Here is a 14,448-nt window from a genome sequence, read left to right as displayed (position 1 = left end):
GCCGGTCGGCCCCGCCCTCCAGGCCGGGCCCTTCCTTGGCGATGCGGGGCACCTGAGGTCTGCCGCCCCCGGCCGCGTCCGTCAGATCAGCGGGTTGAGGGCGTCGTTGCGCTTCGGGAGCGGGGCCATCATGGTGAGGCGGAAGCCCTCGGGCGGGTACTCGGTCTCCACCTCGGCCTGAACCTGCGTGGTCAGCACCCGCTGCAGCAGCCGCGAGCCGAAGCCCTGGCGCCGGGGCGGCTGGACGGGGGGGCCGTGGCTCTCCTGCCAGGCGAAGCGCAGCATTCCGGCCGGGCCGCCGGGCAGGAGCTGCCAGGTCACCGCGACGCGGCCGCTGCGGGTCGAGAGCGCGCCGTACTTCGCCGCGTTGGTGGTGAGCTCATGGATCGCCATGCCGATCGGCACCGCGATCTCCGAGGCGAGGTCGATCGGCGGGCCGGACAGGGTGATGCGGTCCTCGCCCCCATCCTCCATCGTGCCCTCCGCGTAGGGCTTCAGCTCGTTGACCAGGAGCGTGCGCAGGCTCGCGGTCTGCCAGGTGTCCTCGGTGAGCACCGAGTGGGTGTGCGCCAGCGACATGATGCGGCCGACGAAGGCCTCGTAGAAGCTCTCGATGCTGGAGGCGGTCCGGGCCGTCGAGCCGACGATGGCCTGCACGGTGGCGAGGGTGTTCTTCACCCGGTGGTGCAATTCGCGGATCAGGAGCGTCTGGCGCTCCTCGGCGTGGCGCCGGTCGGTGACGTCCGCGACGACGCCGATGAGCCGGCGCGGCAGCCGGTTCGGGGCGTCGCGCTCGAAGCGGCCCGCCATGTCGATGGTGCGCCAGGCGCCGTCGCTCTTGCGGCGGATGCGGCCGGTGGCGTGCAGGATCTCGTCGTCGCGCAAAGCCTGCGAGATGGCTTGGCGCACGGCCTTGCGGTCTTCCGGGTGCAGAAGCTCGTTCAGGAACTCGGTCTTGCCGACGGTGCCGTCCTCGGCCGTGCGGCCGAAGATCTCGAACATGCGCTCATTCTCCCAGATCGCGTGGTCCTCGAGCATGTGCCACTCGAAGATGCCGAGGCGCGCGAGTGAGGTGGCGACCCGCAGGCGCTGCTCGCGGCCCAGGAGCGCGTCGCGCGCCTCGACCCGGGTGGTGATGTCCTGCACCACCCCGACCATGCCGGCGAGCGTGCCGTCCGCCCCGAACAGGGGCTGGCCGCGGATGCCGATGATGACCTCGCGCTCGTCGCCCGCCCGGCGCAGGCGGCACTCGAAGGAATAGGGCTCACCCGCCGCCATGGCCTCGCGCACCACGTCCGCGATGCGCGCCGTCTCGGCCTCGTCGATGCGCCGGCTGAGGTCCCCCCAGGTGAGGGAGGGGCCGGGGGGATGCCCGAGGATCTGGCCGGCGCGCCGCGACAGGGTGATGAGGCCCGTGAGCTTGTCGAAGCGCCACTCGCCGAGACCCGCCGCGATCAGGGCCTCGCGGTTCTGCTCGGCCCGCACGGCCTCGTCGGCGTCGATGGCCTCGACCACCAGGGTGGTGCCGCGGCCCACCGAGCGGCGCACCCGCACGTCGATCGGCCGGCCGTCGGCCCGGCGCCAGCGCTGCACTCCCTCCGCGAGGCTCGGGCGGTCGAGGAGGTCGGATAGGGGCATGCCGACGAGATCGCCCGCGCCGTAGCCGAGGAGGTGGCAGAGATGCCGGTTGGCGTCGAGGATGGTGCTCTCGTGGGGGGCGAGGCCGGGCACGGAATGATCGTGCGCCGAGACGACGGCGAGACCGACCGCGGCCTCCTCGAAGGCCGCGCGATGCAGGTCGATCGTGCTCGCAGTGGGGTCGTGATCCACCCTGTCGCCCAATCCGCACCTTCGCCCGCGGGACTGATCCCTCACCGCCGGGAAGCCCCGCATAGGATGAACGTCAAGCTCTGCAGCGGCAAGACCGTCGCGGCGCCGCAGGCGTGCGCGGCCACACCTTCAACGGCTTCTGTCCGCTCACGCGAGGGATCCGGCCGCATCGGGGGCGGCCACGGGATGGGTCTCGCGCACGAATTCCAGGTAAGTGGGGCGCCGTCCCGCCGCAACGGCCTTGGCCTCGTAGCGGGTGCCGGGCCAGTCCGGGTAGGGATTCGTCCAGTCCGCCGCCCGCGCCGCATTCCAGCGCAATGCCCGGCAGCGGGCGGCGCGCACGAGGGTCCAGCCGGCGTAATCGTCGATGTCGCTGGCGAAGCGGAACAGGCCGCCGGGCCGCAGCACCCGGGCGATCTCGGCGAGCGACGCGTCCGAGACGAAGCGGCGCTTGCGCTGGCGGCGCTTCGGCCAGGGATCGGGATAGAGCAGGTAGACCCGGTCGAGGCAGGCATCCGGCAAGGCAGCCAGCAAGGCCGTGACGTCCTCGTCGCGGATGCGCACATTGGCGAGCGCCTGGTCGTCGATCGCGCGCAGGAGCTTGACCACGCCGTTGACGAAGGGCTCGGCCCCGATGAAGCCGATCTCGGGATGGCGGGCGGCCTGGGCGGCGAGGTGCTCGCCGCCGCCGAAGCCGATCTCCAGCCAATAGGCGCGCTTCTGCTCCGGGAACAGGCCCGCGGGGTCGAGGCGCGCCCCGTCCGGCGGCAGGCTCACCCGCAGCTTCGGCAGCAGTTCCGCGAGACGCTGCTCCTGCCCGCCCCGCAGGCGCTTGCCCTTGCGGCGGCCGAAGAAGGCCCGCTCCGGGCCCTCCATCGGCGGATCGCCCTCGCCCGGTCCGGGAGGGCTCTCGTCCCCCCCGGCCATGCTGGGCTCAGGAGAGGGAGGATTTGAGGCTGGCGGCGAGGTCGGTGCGCTCCCAGGAGAAGCCCCCATCCGCCTCCGGCGCCCGGCCGAAATGCCCGTAGGCCGAGGTCCGCGCGTAGATCGGCTTGTTGAGGCCGAGCTTGGTCCGGATGCCGCGGGGCGAGAGGTCGATCGCGTCCATCAGGACGGCTTCGAGCTTGGCCTCGTCGACCTTGCCGGTGCCGTGCAGGTCCACGTAGATCGAGAGGGGCTTGGCCACCCCGATGGCGTAGGCGAGCTGGATCGTGGCCCGGCTGGCGAGGCCCGCCGCCACCACGTTCTTGGCGAGATAGCGCGCCGCGTAGGCCGCCGAGCGGTCCACCTTGGTCGGGTCCTTGCCCGAGAAGGCGCCGCCGCCGTGGGGCGCCGCGCCGCCATAGGTGTCCACGATGATCTTGCGGCCGGTGAGGCCGGCATCGCCGTCGGGACCGCCGATCACGAACTTGCCGGTCGGGTTCACGTGCCAGGCCGTGCCCTCGGTGACCCATCCCTCGGGCAGCGCCTTAAGGATGTAGGGCTCCACGATGGCGCGCACGTCCGCCGAGTCGAGGGATTCGTCGAGGTGCTGCGTCGAGAGCACGATCTGCGTCACCTCGACCGGGCGGCCGTTGGCGTAGCGCACGGTGACCTGGCTCTTGGCGTCGGGGCCGAGCACGGCCGCGTCGCCCTGCTTCGCCTTGCGGGCGTCGGCGAGGTCCTTGAGGATCTTGTGGGCGTAGAAGATCGGGGCCGGCATCAGCTCGGGCGTCTCGTCGGCGGCGTAGCCGAACATGATGCCCTGGTCGCCCGCGCCCTCGTCCTTGTTGCCGGCGGCGTCGACGCCCTGCGCGATGTCGGCCGATTGCGCGTGCAGGTGGATCGCGACGTCGTTGTTCTTCCAGTGGAAGCCGGATTGCTCGTAGCCGATGTCGCGCACGGCCTCGCGGGTCAGGTGCTCGAGGTCCCGGAAGGTCACGGAATCCGGCCCGCGCACCTCGCCCGCGATGACGATGCGGTTCGTGGTGGCCAGGGTCTCGACGCCGAGCCGGGCTTCCGGCATCGCCGCCAGATAGGCGTCCACGACGGTGTCGGAGATCCGGTCGCACACCTTGTCCGGGTGGCCCTCGGAGACGGATTCGCTGGTGAAGAGGTAGTCGGAACGCGGCATGGGATGCACCCCCGGTTGCGGGCGCGCCCTCATGCGTCTGGCGCTGGACCCGGTCTGACGAAGCTGCCTTCTTGCACCGGCCCCGGCACCGGTCAAGATGGTTTGCCGAACGCGTTCTTTATAACGTACGACTTCTCCGTCCGATCAACCGTTGAGCTTGCGGTCGAGGGCGTGGATGGCGGCGGCGAGATCGCGCCGGGAGGCGTCCGAGAAATGCTCGTCGACATGGCGCGCCACGACCTCGACGAGGCCCTGCCACTCGCTCTCGCCGGAATAGGGCTGCTGCCGGTCCTCGCCGAAGCCTTCGAGGGGAATGTCGTCGAGGCGCTTCATGCCCTGGAAGAAGTGGTCGAGCGGCACGCCGGTCATCCGCGCCAGGATCTCGAGATGCACGGCGCTGATGCGGTTCGTGCCCTTCTCGTATTTCTGGAGCTGGGCCGCCGACATGCCGAAGCTCTGGGCGACGCGCCGCTGCGTCAGCGAGGCCCGGCGGCGCTCCTCGGCGATGCGCTGCCCGATATAGGCGTCCCGCTGATCGGTCTTCTGTCCAGCCATGGAGTGTCTCGTACGCTCACCTCAGCCGCCGGTCGCGCGAGTCCGCGGTTCCGCGGGCTTACGCTTAAGGTTCCGTTGCGGCTTTGTCACGATGGCGACGTCCGAATACGTACTCAACCTGCCGGACTATAGCACGGAACGCGGTCGGCGGCCGCTGCCGGCCGCCGATCCACGCATGGCCAAGTCACGCAATGACGCGAAGGTTGGCGTCCCCGGCAGGGCTCGAACCTGCGACCCCAGGTTTCATACCACTTCGGCTTTCGCCGCCGCCCGGCATGCCGGGCGTTCGTGGCCTGGACTATCCCTTCACCGTGGGTCCCGCGCCAGCGCGGGGCCGTTAGGTGCCGCCCGTCTAGTCTCTACACCTTCCTGGAGACCTCGCGGTCCAGGCTTGGCTCGGGATCGGCAGGGCGCGACGGGCGCGCCGGAAGCTTTCCCCGAATTTGAGCGGATCCGCCGCGTGGTTTCCCGGCGCGGCGCCCAATTCCTGTCTTTAGGAAACCTGTGCTCTGTCCAGCTGAGCTACGGAGACTGAACCGTCCCGTCCTTACCATCATCCCCGGGCGAGGCCAACCGGATCGGGAGCGTGTCCCCCGGCGCCGGCACGGGGGCGTCCGACGCCGGATCCGCCGGCCGGTCGAGCCGGCGCAGGTCGAGTTCCAGGGCCTTCACGCGATGGAGGATGCCGATGCCGCGCACGCTCGCCGCCATGGCGCGCTGTCCGACATCCTCGAGGCAGGCCGCCGCCTTCTCCAGCTCGTCGGCGCACCAGGCGTCGAGCTGGCCCGGCCCCGGGGGAAGGGCCGGCACGAGATCACCGGAGGAGAGGTCGGCGTCGTTGGGCATCGGGAGGTGATGTGTCCCATTGTGTAGAAAGACACAATAGCCGGGCGCGGGTGAAACCGCACCAAAGGCCCGGGGCGGGGCCGTCCGGCAGCCGCCGGCCCCGATTTCGCGCCAATCGCGCGGCAGACCGGGCGTAGGCCGGACGCGCTGCCGAGGATGCACCGCGGACGATCGTCGAAGGGTTTGCCTGGCGAGATGCGCCGGCGTGGTGCCTGGGTGGTGTGACGCGCCTGCCGCAGGCGGCGCAAAACGGCGGCGTCGGCCGGGCCGCCGACGCGGTTTTGCGTCAGAGTGCGATTGTCGGGGACAACGCATTCCTGCGGGCGAGGGCTCGGGGCGCGCGCGGCAGGCAGGGGATCGATGGCGGGGCAGGGGGCAATCCGGTTCGCCGCGGCGGCAACGGCCCTGGCGGCCGCTTGGGGCCCCGTCCCGGGCCCGGCGCGCGCGGCGCCGCGGGCCGGGCCGGCGGAATGCCGTGCGGCGGCCTCCCGCACCGATTCGCTCGACCGCCTCGGCCCCCGCGGCGAGATCGCGCTGGCCTCCGGCGCCCGCGTGCTCCTCGGCTCGCTGCATTGGCCGGAGGATCCGGCCGCCGCCGCGAGCGCCGCCGCTTGGCTCGATCGGCATCGCGGCCGGTCCCTGACGGTGACGGCCCGGGGCGAGCCCGACCGCTGGGGCCGGAGCCGCATCGACGCGATCCTGGACCCGGAGGATGCGGGCGGCGAGCCGACCGATCTCGCCGGCGGCCTGATTCGCGCCGGTCTCGCGCAGGTCGATGCGGGGGAGGGGGACGTGCTCTGCCGCCCCGGCCTCCTTGCCCTGGAGGAGGGCGCGCGCCGGGCCGGGCTCGGCCTCTGGGGCGCGCCCGGGCCCGGCGCGCAAGACGGCGCGGCGCTCCGCGCGGCGGCCGGGCGCTTCGTGGTGGCGCGGGGGCGCATCGTCGGGGTCGGCGAGCGCTCGGCACGGACTTATCTCGACTTCGTGCGCCGGGGCGAGGACGGCTTGACCGTGATCGTGTCGAAGCGCACTTGGCGCCGGCTGCAGGAACATGGTTTGAGTGCGGCGGGGCTGAAGGGTCGGGTCGTGCGGGTTCGCGGCATCATCGAGATCGGGCGCGGACCGGTCATGGATGTCGCCAGCGCCGAGATGATCGAGGTTCTGGGCGACGACGACGAACGAGGCGAGGACCCGCAGGCGGGTCCGGAGAGGGAGCGGGCGCTGCGGCGCTGATCGGCATGGGCGGGGTTGAGACGCGAGCCTGGGGATCGAACCGGGGGCCGGCCGGCCCGCGCGGGCTTGCGGCGCCTGCGCGCGGGCTTGCGGCGCCTGCGCGCGGGCTTGCGGCGCCTGCGCGCGGGCTTGCGGCGCCTGCGCGCGGGCTTGCGGCGCCTGCGAGCGGGCTTGCGGCGCCTGCGCGCCGCCTGGGCCTCATCGCCCTCAGCCTGGCGCTCTCGGCCTGCGCCGGCGATCACACCGGCGCGGTCCTGACGCCGGTCGCCGTCACGGTGCCGGCGGAGGCGCCGCGCACCACCGGCCGGGCCCGCACCGTCTCGGATGCCGACCACGCCAAGCTCGTCGCCTCCTTCGGGGGCGAGTACAGGGCGCCGGCCACGCTGCGCCTCGTCTCGGAGGTCACGGACCGGCTCGTGAAGGCGAGCGACCGGCCGGACCAGGCCTACATCGTCACCCTGCTCGATTCCCCGGTGGTCAACGCCTTCGCGCTGCCGAACGGCCGGCTCTACGCCACCCGCGGCCTCGTCGCGCTGGCGAGCGACACCTCGGAGATCGCCGCGGTGCTGGCCCACGAGATCGCGCATGTCACCCTCAGCCACGCCAATGCCCGGACCGAGCTGGAGCTGCGCTCGCAGCTCGTCAGCCGGGTCGTGGCCGACGTCCTGAACGATCCCGCCACCGGCGCGCAGCTGCAGAACCAGTCGCGCTTTGCCCTGGCGCGCTTCTCCCGCGAGCAGGAGCTCGAGGCCGACGGCGTCGGCGTGCGCACCCTCGCGGGCGCGGGCTACGATCCCTTCGGGGCAGGCCGCTTCCTCACCGCGCTCAACCGCACCATCGCGCTCAAGACCGGCGCCGGCAGCGCCGGCGAGCCCGACATGCTGGCGACCCATCCGGGCACGGCCGAGCGCATCGCCCTCGTCACCCGGGCGGCGCGCCGCATCGGTGCGCCGGGCGTCGGCACCGACGACCGGGCCCGCTACCTCGCGGCCATCGACGGGATCGCCTACGGCGACAATCCGGGTGAGGGCGTGGTGCGCGGGCGCCGCTTCCTGCATCCGAGCCTCGGCATCGCCTTCGAGGTGCCCGACGGCTTCACCATCGAGAACACCAAGAATGCGGTGCTCGGCACCACCAACGAGGGCAGCCGCCGCCTGCTGTTCGATCAGGTCGAGGCCAAGCCCGACCAGGGCCTCGACGAGGTGCTGAAGGCGACCTGGAACGACGCGATCGAGGCGGGCTCGGTGGAGAGCCGCACCATCGCGGGCCACCCGGCCGTCGTGGCGGTCTCGCGCGGCAAGGATTGGACCTTCCGCCTCGCGGCGATCCGGGTCGGCGAGGCCACCTTCCGGATGATCATGGCCGCCAAGGGCGCCACCGACCCCGATCCCGCTTTCCGGCGCTGGACCGGGAGCCTCTCGGCCGTCTCCCCGGACGAGACCCGCTCCCTCAAGCCCCTGCGCATCCAGATCGTCCCGGCGGCCTCCACGAATCCGGAGGAGCTCGCCCAGCGCATGGCGGTGTCCGACCGCGCCCTCGACCGCTTCCTCGTCCTCAACGGCCTGGAGCGCGGCGCGGTGCTGCGGGTCGGGCAGAGCTACAAGCTGGTGGTGGAGTAGCCTGGCCTCGGCCGAGCCCCGCGCCCGACGCCCCGAGAGAGATCGCGAGCCGATGATCCGCTTCCATTACAATCTCAGCCCCAATCCGATGAAGGTCGCGCTCTTCCTCGAGGAGGCGGGGCTGCCCTACGAGCCGATCCCGGTCGACACCCGGGCGGGCGACCAGTTCGACCCCGCCTTCCTGGGCATCAACCCGAACGCCAAGGTGCCGGCCATCGTCGATGGCGACGTCACGGTCTTCGACAGCAACGCCATCCTGCTCTACCTCGCCGAGAAGACCGGCACCTTCCTGCCGCCGGATTCCCAGCGCGGCGAGATGCTGTCCTGGCTGATGTTCGTGGCCACCGGCATCGGCCCGTTCTCGGGCCAATGCGTGCATTTCCGCCACTTCGCCCCGAAGGGCCAGGATTACGCCCTGGAGCGCTACGTCTACGAGGCACGCCGGCACTGGACCCTCGCGGATGCGCGCCTGCGCGCGCGCCCGTTCCTGCTCGGCGAGACCTACACGCTCGTCGACATGGCGCTCTGGGGCTGGGCCCGGATGGTGCCGTTCATCCTCGGCGAGACCGCCTTCGAGGGATTGCCCAATCTCCGCCGCTTCCTCGACAGCGTGAACGCCCGCCCGGCGGCCCAGCGCGCCGAAGCCCTCAAGGGCCGCCACGCCTTCAAGGCCGTGATGGACGAGGAAGCCCGCCGCTTCATGTTCCGCGCCATCGGCTCGGGCGCGGCGGCCTGAACGCGTCCCTGGATCCGGGGTTCGGCGGCGCGCCCGGGATTCGCGACGGCTGTCAGAACCAGCCTTGACCGCGCAACCGGCCCCCTCTCCCGTGCGGGAGAGGGTCGGGGTGAGGGGACGCGCTATCCGGAAAGGTCGCATCCCTCACCCGGTCGGCTCTCGCCGACTCGACCTCTCCCGGACGGGAGAGGTGGGGCGCGCGCGCGACTGGCAGCGCGGGTGTCAGAACCAGCCCGGATACCGCGACCGGCCCCCTCTCCCGTTCGGGAGAGGGTTGGGGTGAGGGGACGCGCTGTCCGGAAAAGTCGCATCCCCCACCGTTCCGCTATCGCGGATTCGACCACTTCCGCAGGCGCGAAGGCGATGCACAGCGCAATTTCCTTCCCGCCGTTGGTCGGGGGCCCTGTCGGCGATCTCCGATCCTGAGCTGCGCCTCCGTCCCGCCAGGGTGGATCACCGCCACGGCGAGGTCCGGCGGCGAGCCATGAAAAAAGCCGGCGCGGGTGGCCCCGCGCCGGCGTCAACCCATGTCGGCCCGGCCGCCTCAGGCGGCGGCGAGGGCGGCCATCGACATCGATTCCTTCTTCATCAGCTCGCGGTAGAAGCCGTCGAGATGGGTGAGCTTGTCCGGCGAGCCGTCCTGGATGATGCGGCCGCCCTCGAGCACCACGATCCGGTCGAAATCCTTGAGGGTCGAGAGCCGGTGCGCGATGGCGATGACGGTGCGGCCCTTCATCAGGTTGGCGAGCGCGTGGCGGATCGCCTCCTCGGACTCGGCGTCGAGGGCGGAGGTCGCCTCGTCGAGGAGCAGGATCGGCGAATCCTTCAGGATCGCGCGCGCGATGGCGATGCGCTGGCGCTGGCCGCCCGAGAGCTTGACGCCGCGGTCGCCCACGATGGTGTCGAAGCCCTCCGGCAGCGCGTTGATGAAGTCCGTGCAATGGGCCGCTTCCGCCGCCTTCCAGACATCCTCGTCGGTGGCGTCGGGCCGGCCGTAGCGGATGTTCTCGCGCAGGGAGCGGTGGAACATCGAGACGTCCTGGGGCACCACCGTGATGGCCTCGCGCAGGGATTCCTGCGTGACCCGGTCGATGTCCTGGCCGTTGATCAGGATGCGGCCGCCCTTCACGTCGTAGAAGCGCTGCAGCAGCGAGAACAGGGTCGACTTGCCGCCGCCCGACTTGCCGACGAGGCCGATGCGCTGGCCGGGCTCGATGGCGAGGTCGAAATCCGTGAAGACGCCGCGGCCGTCGGGATAGTCGAAGGCGACGTGCTGGAAGTCGATCTTGGCGCCGTGGCCGGTCAGCGGCACGGCCTCGGGGTGGTCGATCAGGTCGTGGGGCTGCAGCAGGGTGTGGAGCGCCTCCGACAGGCGGGCGGTGTGCTGGGTGGCGTCGACCAGCGCCACCGCGAGGTCGCGCGTGGCGGCGAGGATGCGGATGCCGAGCGTGCAGACGAGGACCACCTGGCCGTTCGTCGCCTGGCCCGCCTCCCACATGGTGATGGCCCAGTAGAGCAGGCCGAGCACCGCCAGCACGGTCAGGATCGCGTGCACGATGCGCAGCTTCTCGAGGTAGAGGAGCGAGGAGCGGCGCGAGCGCATCTCGACCCCGATCGTGCCGTCGAAGCGCTTGTACTCGCGCTTAAAGGCCGAGAAGGCCCGCACCAGCGGCATGTTGCCGACGAGATCGACCATCTCGCCGTCGACGCTCGCGGCCTTGGCGGCGAAGTCGTGGTGGAGCGGCTTGCCGGCGGCGGCCATCTTGAACATCAGCACCACGACGGCGCCGAAGATGCCGGCGAGCACGCCCGCCATGGTGAGGTTGACGGTGGCGATGTAGGCGATCGAGCCGAAGGCCGCGACGCAGGGGGGCATCACGTTGAACACGAACATGTTCTCGACCGTGAAGATCGCGTTCGAGGTCGCGGTGATGCGCGAGGCGAGCGTCCCGGGCTGGCGGTCGGCGAAGAAGGAGGGCGAGTGGCCGGTCATGTGCCGGAACAGGTCGCGGCGGATGTCGCCGGTGACGCCCACGAAGGTGAAGGAGCCGACGAGGCTCGCCACGCGCCAGAGCATGTTGTCGGCGGCGATGAAGGCGACGAGCACCGCGAGGGCACCCCAGATCAATCCGGCCTGCGGCCCCTTGCTGAGGGCGTCGACGACGCCCTTGAGGGCGTAATCGGTGCTGACGGAGAAGCCGACCGCGCCCAGAACGGCGACGAGAATCACGGCATGCGGCAGCGCGCGGCGCTTCAGGTAGCGCGCCACGAAGGCCCACGGCCGGTCGGCATATTGGCAGAGGTCTTCCATCGCGATGGCCATCTCGATTTCAGCGAACCTGACGGGCGAAGAGGGACGCGCTTGCACGCATGCGAAAACGTGATCCCTGAGGCGGCAACGCGAAAGCGTCACCATACGTTGCAAGGGCCCGCCCCTTCGGATCGCTTTTATCCATCGAAGCTGAACGCCAGTTGAGCGGGATGCGATTTCGGTGCCGCGGCGGCCGAAAATCGCCTCCGTCCGGTATCAAGCGCCCGCGCGGCGCCGGGTTTCCGGCATGATCAGGGCAAGGAGACCGAAGGCGGCGAGGCCCACCAATGCGAGGCCCAGGAAGGCGGTGTGGCTGCCGAGGCGGTCGGCCATGAGGCCGGCGAGCGAGGTGGAGAGCGCCGCCCCGATGCCCATGGCAGTGCCCACCGCCCCGAGGGCGAGGTTGAAGCGGCCGGTGCTGCGGGTCACGTCCGAGACCACGAGGGGCACCATCACGCCGAGCACCGCCGCCGAGATGCCGTCGAAGACCTGGATCGCCACGAGGAGCGTCGGGCTGTCGGTATAGGCGAAGAGCAGCGCCCGGATCGGCAGGGCCGCGAAGCCGACGAGCAGCATCGGGCGCCGGCCCCAACGCTCGGCGGCCCGGCCGAAGGCGGGGGCGCAGACCGCCAGCACCCCCTGAGGCACCATGATGCAGGCGGCGATGAGGGCCGTGGCGGTCTCGCTGGCCCGCAAAGTCAGCACGCTGCCGACGAGGGGGAGCAGGGCCGCGTTCGCCAGGAAGAACAGGACCATGCAGGCCGCAAAGCACAGGAGCGCCCGGTTCGTCGCGAGCGCCCGCAGGCCCGAGCCGCCGGAGGGGGCGGCCCCCGCCGGGTCCAATGACGGCGCGCTCACCTCCCGGATCTCGCCGGGGCGGATCGAGGAGAGCGCCATCAGGGTCGGCACCACCAGGGCCGCCGTCAGGTAGAACACCGCGTCGTTCGAGAGATAGTAGCCGCAGGCGCCCATGCCGGCGGCCGCCAGCGCGTTGCCCAGCGCCTGGAAGCTCGCGTTGCGGCCGAGGCGCTCGCCGGCCCGGGCATGCCCGACGAGGCCGATGCTGATCGCCGCGATGGCGGGCGTCAGCACGCAGCTCGCCGCCGAATGGGCCGCCATGGCCAGGAGCACGATGAGGAAGTTCGGCCAGACCGCGAGCGCGAAGGCGCTGCCCGAGATCGCCGCCACGGCGACGCCCGCCGCGAAGCGCTTCGAGCGCACCGCGTCCACGAAGGCGCCGCCCGGCACCTGGCCGAGCAGGCTGACGAGGCTGCCCACCGTGAGGGCGAAGCCGATATCGGATTGGGTCCACTTGGCCTGGGTGAAGTAGACCGCCAGGAACGGCCCGAACCCGGTCTGGAGGTTCGCCACGAAGAACGCGAAGGCATCGAGCCCCCGGCGGCTCGCCCGCGAGATCGTCGGCACGTCGGGGGGCGGCTGGGGACTCACGTCGGGCGCGGCCTCCGTGGCCTCCGGATTCGTGTCGCTCAGCCGCGACGGGCGCGTGCGGTGCTCCAGGCGCGGCGCGGCACGCTCGCGCGGGGACACGGCGCGCCGCTCCTTGGGTCTCGGCGCCGTCATTTATCGGGCGCCTTCTCGGGGGGCTTGTCCACCGTCGCGGGGGCGGGCGAAGGCGCCGAGGTCGGGGCCGGGATGGGCGCGGCCGCCGGCGCGGCGGCGGGCGGCGCGGCGGCCTGGTCGGGGGCGTCCGGCGCGGCGGGGCTTGCCGGGCCCAGGACCACGATCGGCTCGCCGGCCTTGTATTCGGGGGAGACGCGGACCTGGTTGCGGCTCAGCTGCAGCACGAGGCGGCCGGGCTTGCCGTCGGTGGTGAAGCGCAGGGAGCGCCAATCCACCGCGATCTTGCGCGAGCCGACGCCGAGGAAGCCGCCGAAATCGATGATGGCGGCGCGCGGGCGCCCGTCCTTGTCGATGATCACGTCGATGATGCGGCCGAGCTCGTCGCCATTGGCGCTGCGCACGCCCTTTCCGAGCACGCTCTCGTAATCCTGCGTGTCGAGAACGGTCGCGGGGGTGCCCTGCGTCTGGACGGGTGCGGGACTCGCGCCCGGCGCGGGCTGGGGCGCGGCTTGCTGAGGCACGGCCTGCGGCGCTGTCGGCACGGCCTGCGGCGCTGCTGCCGGCGGGGGTGCGACGGGCTGGGCCGGTGCGGCGGCCCCCGGCGGGGCCTCGGAGCCGGCGGGGGCCGAGGGAGCGTTGTCGGCGGCGGCGGCGGCGGCCCACAGGGTGATCGTCGTGGTCGCGATCATCCGGACGGTTCTGAACACGCGGGTTCCTCGATGAAGTGTCGCGCCGGCTCCGGGGCACAACCGCGGCCGTTCCGGTGGGTTCCGAGGCGGACGGACGTGACCCTTGTGCGCGTGGACCAAGGCGAAGTTATGGATCCGGAATCGCGCGGATGCGGCCGGATCCGGGCGGGAGGGTGGCCGCGCGGGAGCGCCCTGTCCAGAGGCGGGCTCGCCATCCCCGCCTCCCGCGTCCGTCCAAGCCCGCCCGAGAGCCTGCGCGGATCGCCCAGCCCGCGCGAATCGGTGCATGGCCGCCCGGTCCTGGCCGGGGCGTGACTGGTTTTCGCCTAAGCCTCGTCGTAGAGAGGCGCCGAATGATAAAACGAGCCGTGACGTCAGACACGGCCACGGAGAGGATCAGGCCCCCATGTCGATCAAGGCCACGATGTCTACTTCTGCTCCCATGTCTCAGGCGGCTCCCATGTCTCAGGCGGCTTTCATGTCTCAGGCTGATCATCCGCCCGCCGCCTCCCGGTTGAAGGCGCGCCCGTCCGGGCTGGTGCGGTCCGGCCTGCTCGCCCTCCTGGCAACGGCCGCGCTCGGCGGCTGTCAGGCCTTCGGCGGCGGCGGCGGCGTGATGCCGGCCTCCGATCTCGGGCCGCCGCCCTCCCTGCGCGGCAGCCTGTCGAACCGTGAGGTGCGCACCGCCACGACCGATCCCGACGGGCAGCCCCTGCAGACGGCGCCCACCCGGCGCCTCGACCTGCCGAAGAACGCCCGCGGCGAGGCCCGCGCGGCGGAGGCGGGCCCGCGCCGCATCCAGCGCGAGGAGATCGAGGGGGCAGCCGCGGCCGGCTCCTCGTCCGGCGGCCTCGCCCCCTCGCTCAGCGCCAGCGGCGGCGTCGGCGTGGGCGGCAAGTTCTGAGCGAGCTCCCGTACTAAACGACGCGGCCGGGCGA

Annotated in this window: 12 protein-coding genes; 4 read left to right on the top strand and 8 right to left on the bottom strand. The window is 72.0% G+C overall.

Annotated elements, in window-relative coordinates:
• Positions 1-81: 81 nt before the first annotated feature.
• The 5 genes from F6X53_RS15480 to F6X53_RS15460 all read right to left on the bottom strand — a co-directional run bounded on the left by F6X53_RS15480 (position 82) and on the right by F6X53_RS15460 (position 5,344).
• Positions 82-1,830, bottom strand: coding sequence for a sensor histidine kinase (locus F6X53_RS15480; protein ID WP_373875888.1), 1,749 nt, complete (start codon positions 1,828-1,830; stop codon positions 82-84).
• Positions 1,831-1,977: 147 nt separating this feature from the next.
• Complete coding sequence (gene trmB / locus F6X53_RS15475) at positions 1,978-2,757, bottom strand: tRNA (guanine(46)-N(7))-methyltransferase TrmB (protein ID WP_191970852.1); 780 nt, start codon at positions 2,755-2,757, stop codon at positions 1,978-1,980.
• A 7-nt stretch (positions 2,758-2,764) separates the two neighbouring features.
• Entirely contained in the window at positions 2,765-3,943 is a 1,179-nt protein-coding gene (gene metK, locus F6X53_RS15470) for a methionine adenosyltransferase (RefSeq protein ID WP_151001102.1), read from the bottom strand.
• A 144-nt stretch (positions 3,944-4,087) separates the two neighbouring features.
• A complete protein-coding gene (locus F6X53_RS15465; RefSeq protein WP_151001101.1) occupies positions 4,088-4,498 on the bottom strand; it encodes a helix-turn-helix domain-containing protein in 411 nt (136 codons plus the stop codon).
• Positions 4,499-5,020: 522 nt separating this feature from the next.
• Positions 5,021-5,344 (bottom strand): hypothetical protein, encoded by a 324-nt coding sequence (locus tag F6X53_RS15460; RefSeq protein ID WP_151001100.1) that lies wholly within the window; start codon positions 5,342-5,344, stop codon positions 5,021-5,023.
• Between the two features lie 360 nt (positions 5,345-5,704).
• Between F6X53_RS15460 and F6X53_RS15455 the strand changes: the two genes are divergently transcribed.
• Genes F6X53_RS15455 through F6X53_RS15445 form a run of 3 tightly spaced genes read left to right on the top strand, consistent with a single transcriptional unit; the run spans position 5,705 to position 8,929 of the window.
• On the top strand, positions 5,705-6,574 hold the full coding sequence (locus F6X53_RS15455) for a thermonuclease family protein (protein WP_244965580.1): 870 nt from the start codon (positions 5,705-5,707) through the stop codon (positions 6,572-6,574).
• 5 nt (positions 6,575-6,579) lie between these two features.
• Complete coding sequence (locus F6X53_RS15450; protein WP_244965579.1) at positions 6,580-8,193, top strand: M48 family metalloprotease; 1,614 nt, start codon at positions 6,580-6,582, stop codon at positions 8,191-8,193.
• Positions 8,194-8,245: 52 nt separating this feature from the next.
• On the top strand, positions 8,246-8,929 hold the full coding sequence (locus F6X53_RS15445; protein ID WP_151001099.1) for a glutathione S-transferase family protein: 684 nt from the start codon (positions 8,246-8,248) through the stop codon (positions 8,927-8,929).
• Positions 8,930-9,473: 544 nt separating this feature from the next.
• Here F6X53_RS15445 and F6X53_RS15440 read toward each other — a convergent pair.
• The 3 genes from F6X53_RS15440 to F6X53_RS15430 all read right to left on the bottom strand — a co-directional run bounded on the left by F6X53_RS15440 (position 9,474) and on the right by F6X53_RS15430 (position 13,528).
• On the bottom strand, positions 9,474-11,240 hold the full coding sequence (locus F6X53_RS15440; RefSeq protein WP_151001193.1) for an ABC transporter ATP-binding protein: 1,767 nt from the start codon (positions 11,238-11,240) through the stop codon (positions 9,474-9,476).
• Between the two features lie 216 nt (positions 11,241-11,456).
• A complete protein-coding gene (locus F6X53_RS15435; RefSeq protein ID WP_151001098.1) occupies positions 11,457-12,821 on the bottom strand; it encodes an MFS transporter in 1,365 nt (454 codons plus the stop codon).
• On the bottom strand, positions 12,818-13,528 hold the full coding sequence (locus F6X53_RS15430; RefSeq protein ID WP_425324693.1) for a PRC-barrel domain-containing protein: 711 nt from the start codon (positions 13,526-13,528) through the stop codon (positions 12,818-12,820). The genes F6X53_RS15435 and F6X53_RS15430 overlap by 4 nt, the downstream gene beginning before the upstream one ends.
• A 460-nt stretch (positions 13,529-13,988) precedes the next feature.
• On the opposite strand from F6X53_RS15430, the gene F6X53_RS15425 reads away from it, so the two are divergent.
• Positions 13,989-14,414 carry a hypothetical protein gene (locus tag F6X53_RS15425; RefSeq protein WP_244965578.1) on the top strand — a complete coding sequence of 142 codons (426 nt, stop codon included), beginning with the start codon at positions 13,989-13,991 and terminating at the stop codon, positions 14,412-14,414.
• The last annotated feature ends 34 nt before the right edge of the window (positions 14,415-14,448 follow it).

The sequence above is a fragment of the Methylobacterium soli genome, assembly GCF_008806385.1.
GTDB lineage: Bacteria > Pseudomonadota > Alphaproteobacteria > Rhizobiales > Beijerinckiaceae > Methylobacterium > Methylobacterium soli.
The sequence above is the reverse complement of the archived record's forward strand: the minus strand, read 5'-3'. Positions and strand labels throughout refer to the sequence as shown.

Excerpts from the sequence above, each read along its gene's own strand:
- F6X53_RS15425 (WP_244965578.1), top strand. The coding sequence starts at position 13,989 with ATGTCTCAGGCTGATCATCCGCCCGCCGCCTCCCGGTTGAAGGCGCGC.
- metK (WP_151001102.1), bottom strand. The coding sequence starts at position 3,943 with ATGCCGCGTTCCGACTACCTCTTCACCAGCGAATCCGTCTCCGAGGGC.
- F6X53_RS15465 (WP_151001101.1), bottom strand. The coding sequence starts at position 4,498 with ATGGCTGGACAGAAGACCGATCAGCGGGACGCCTATATCGGGCAGCGC.
- F6X53_RS15440 (WP_151001193.1), bottom strand. The coding sequence starts at position 11,240 with ATGGAAGACCTCTGCCAATATGCCGACCGGCCGTGGGCCTTCGTGGCG.
- F6X53_RS15450 (WP_244965579.1), top strand. The coding sequence starts at position 6,580 with ATGGGCGGGGTTGAGACGCGAGCCTGGGGATCGAACCGGGGGCCGGCC.
- F6X53_RS15455 (WP_244965580.1), top strand. The coding sequence starts at position 5,705 with ATGGCGGGGCAGGGGGCAATCCGGTTCGCCGCGGCGGCAACGGCCCTG.
- F6X53_RS15435 (WP_151001098.1), bottom strand. The coding sequence starts at position 12,821 with ATGACGGCGCCGAGACCCAAGGAGCGGCGCGCCGTGTCCCCGCGCGAG.
- F6X53_RS15460 (WP_151001100.1), bottom strand. The coding sequence starts at position 5,344 with ATGCCCAACGACGCCGACCTCTCCTCCGGTGATCTCGTGCCGGCCCTT.
- F6X53_RS15445 (WP_151001099.1), top strand. The coding sequence starts at position 8,246 with ATGATCCGCTTCCATTACAATCTCAGCCCCAATCCGATGAAGGTCGCG.
- trmB (WP_191970852.1), bottom strand. The coding sequence starts at position 2,757 with ATGGCCGGGGGGGACGAGAGCCCTCCCGGACCGGGCGAGGGCGATCCG.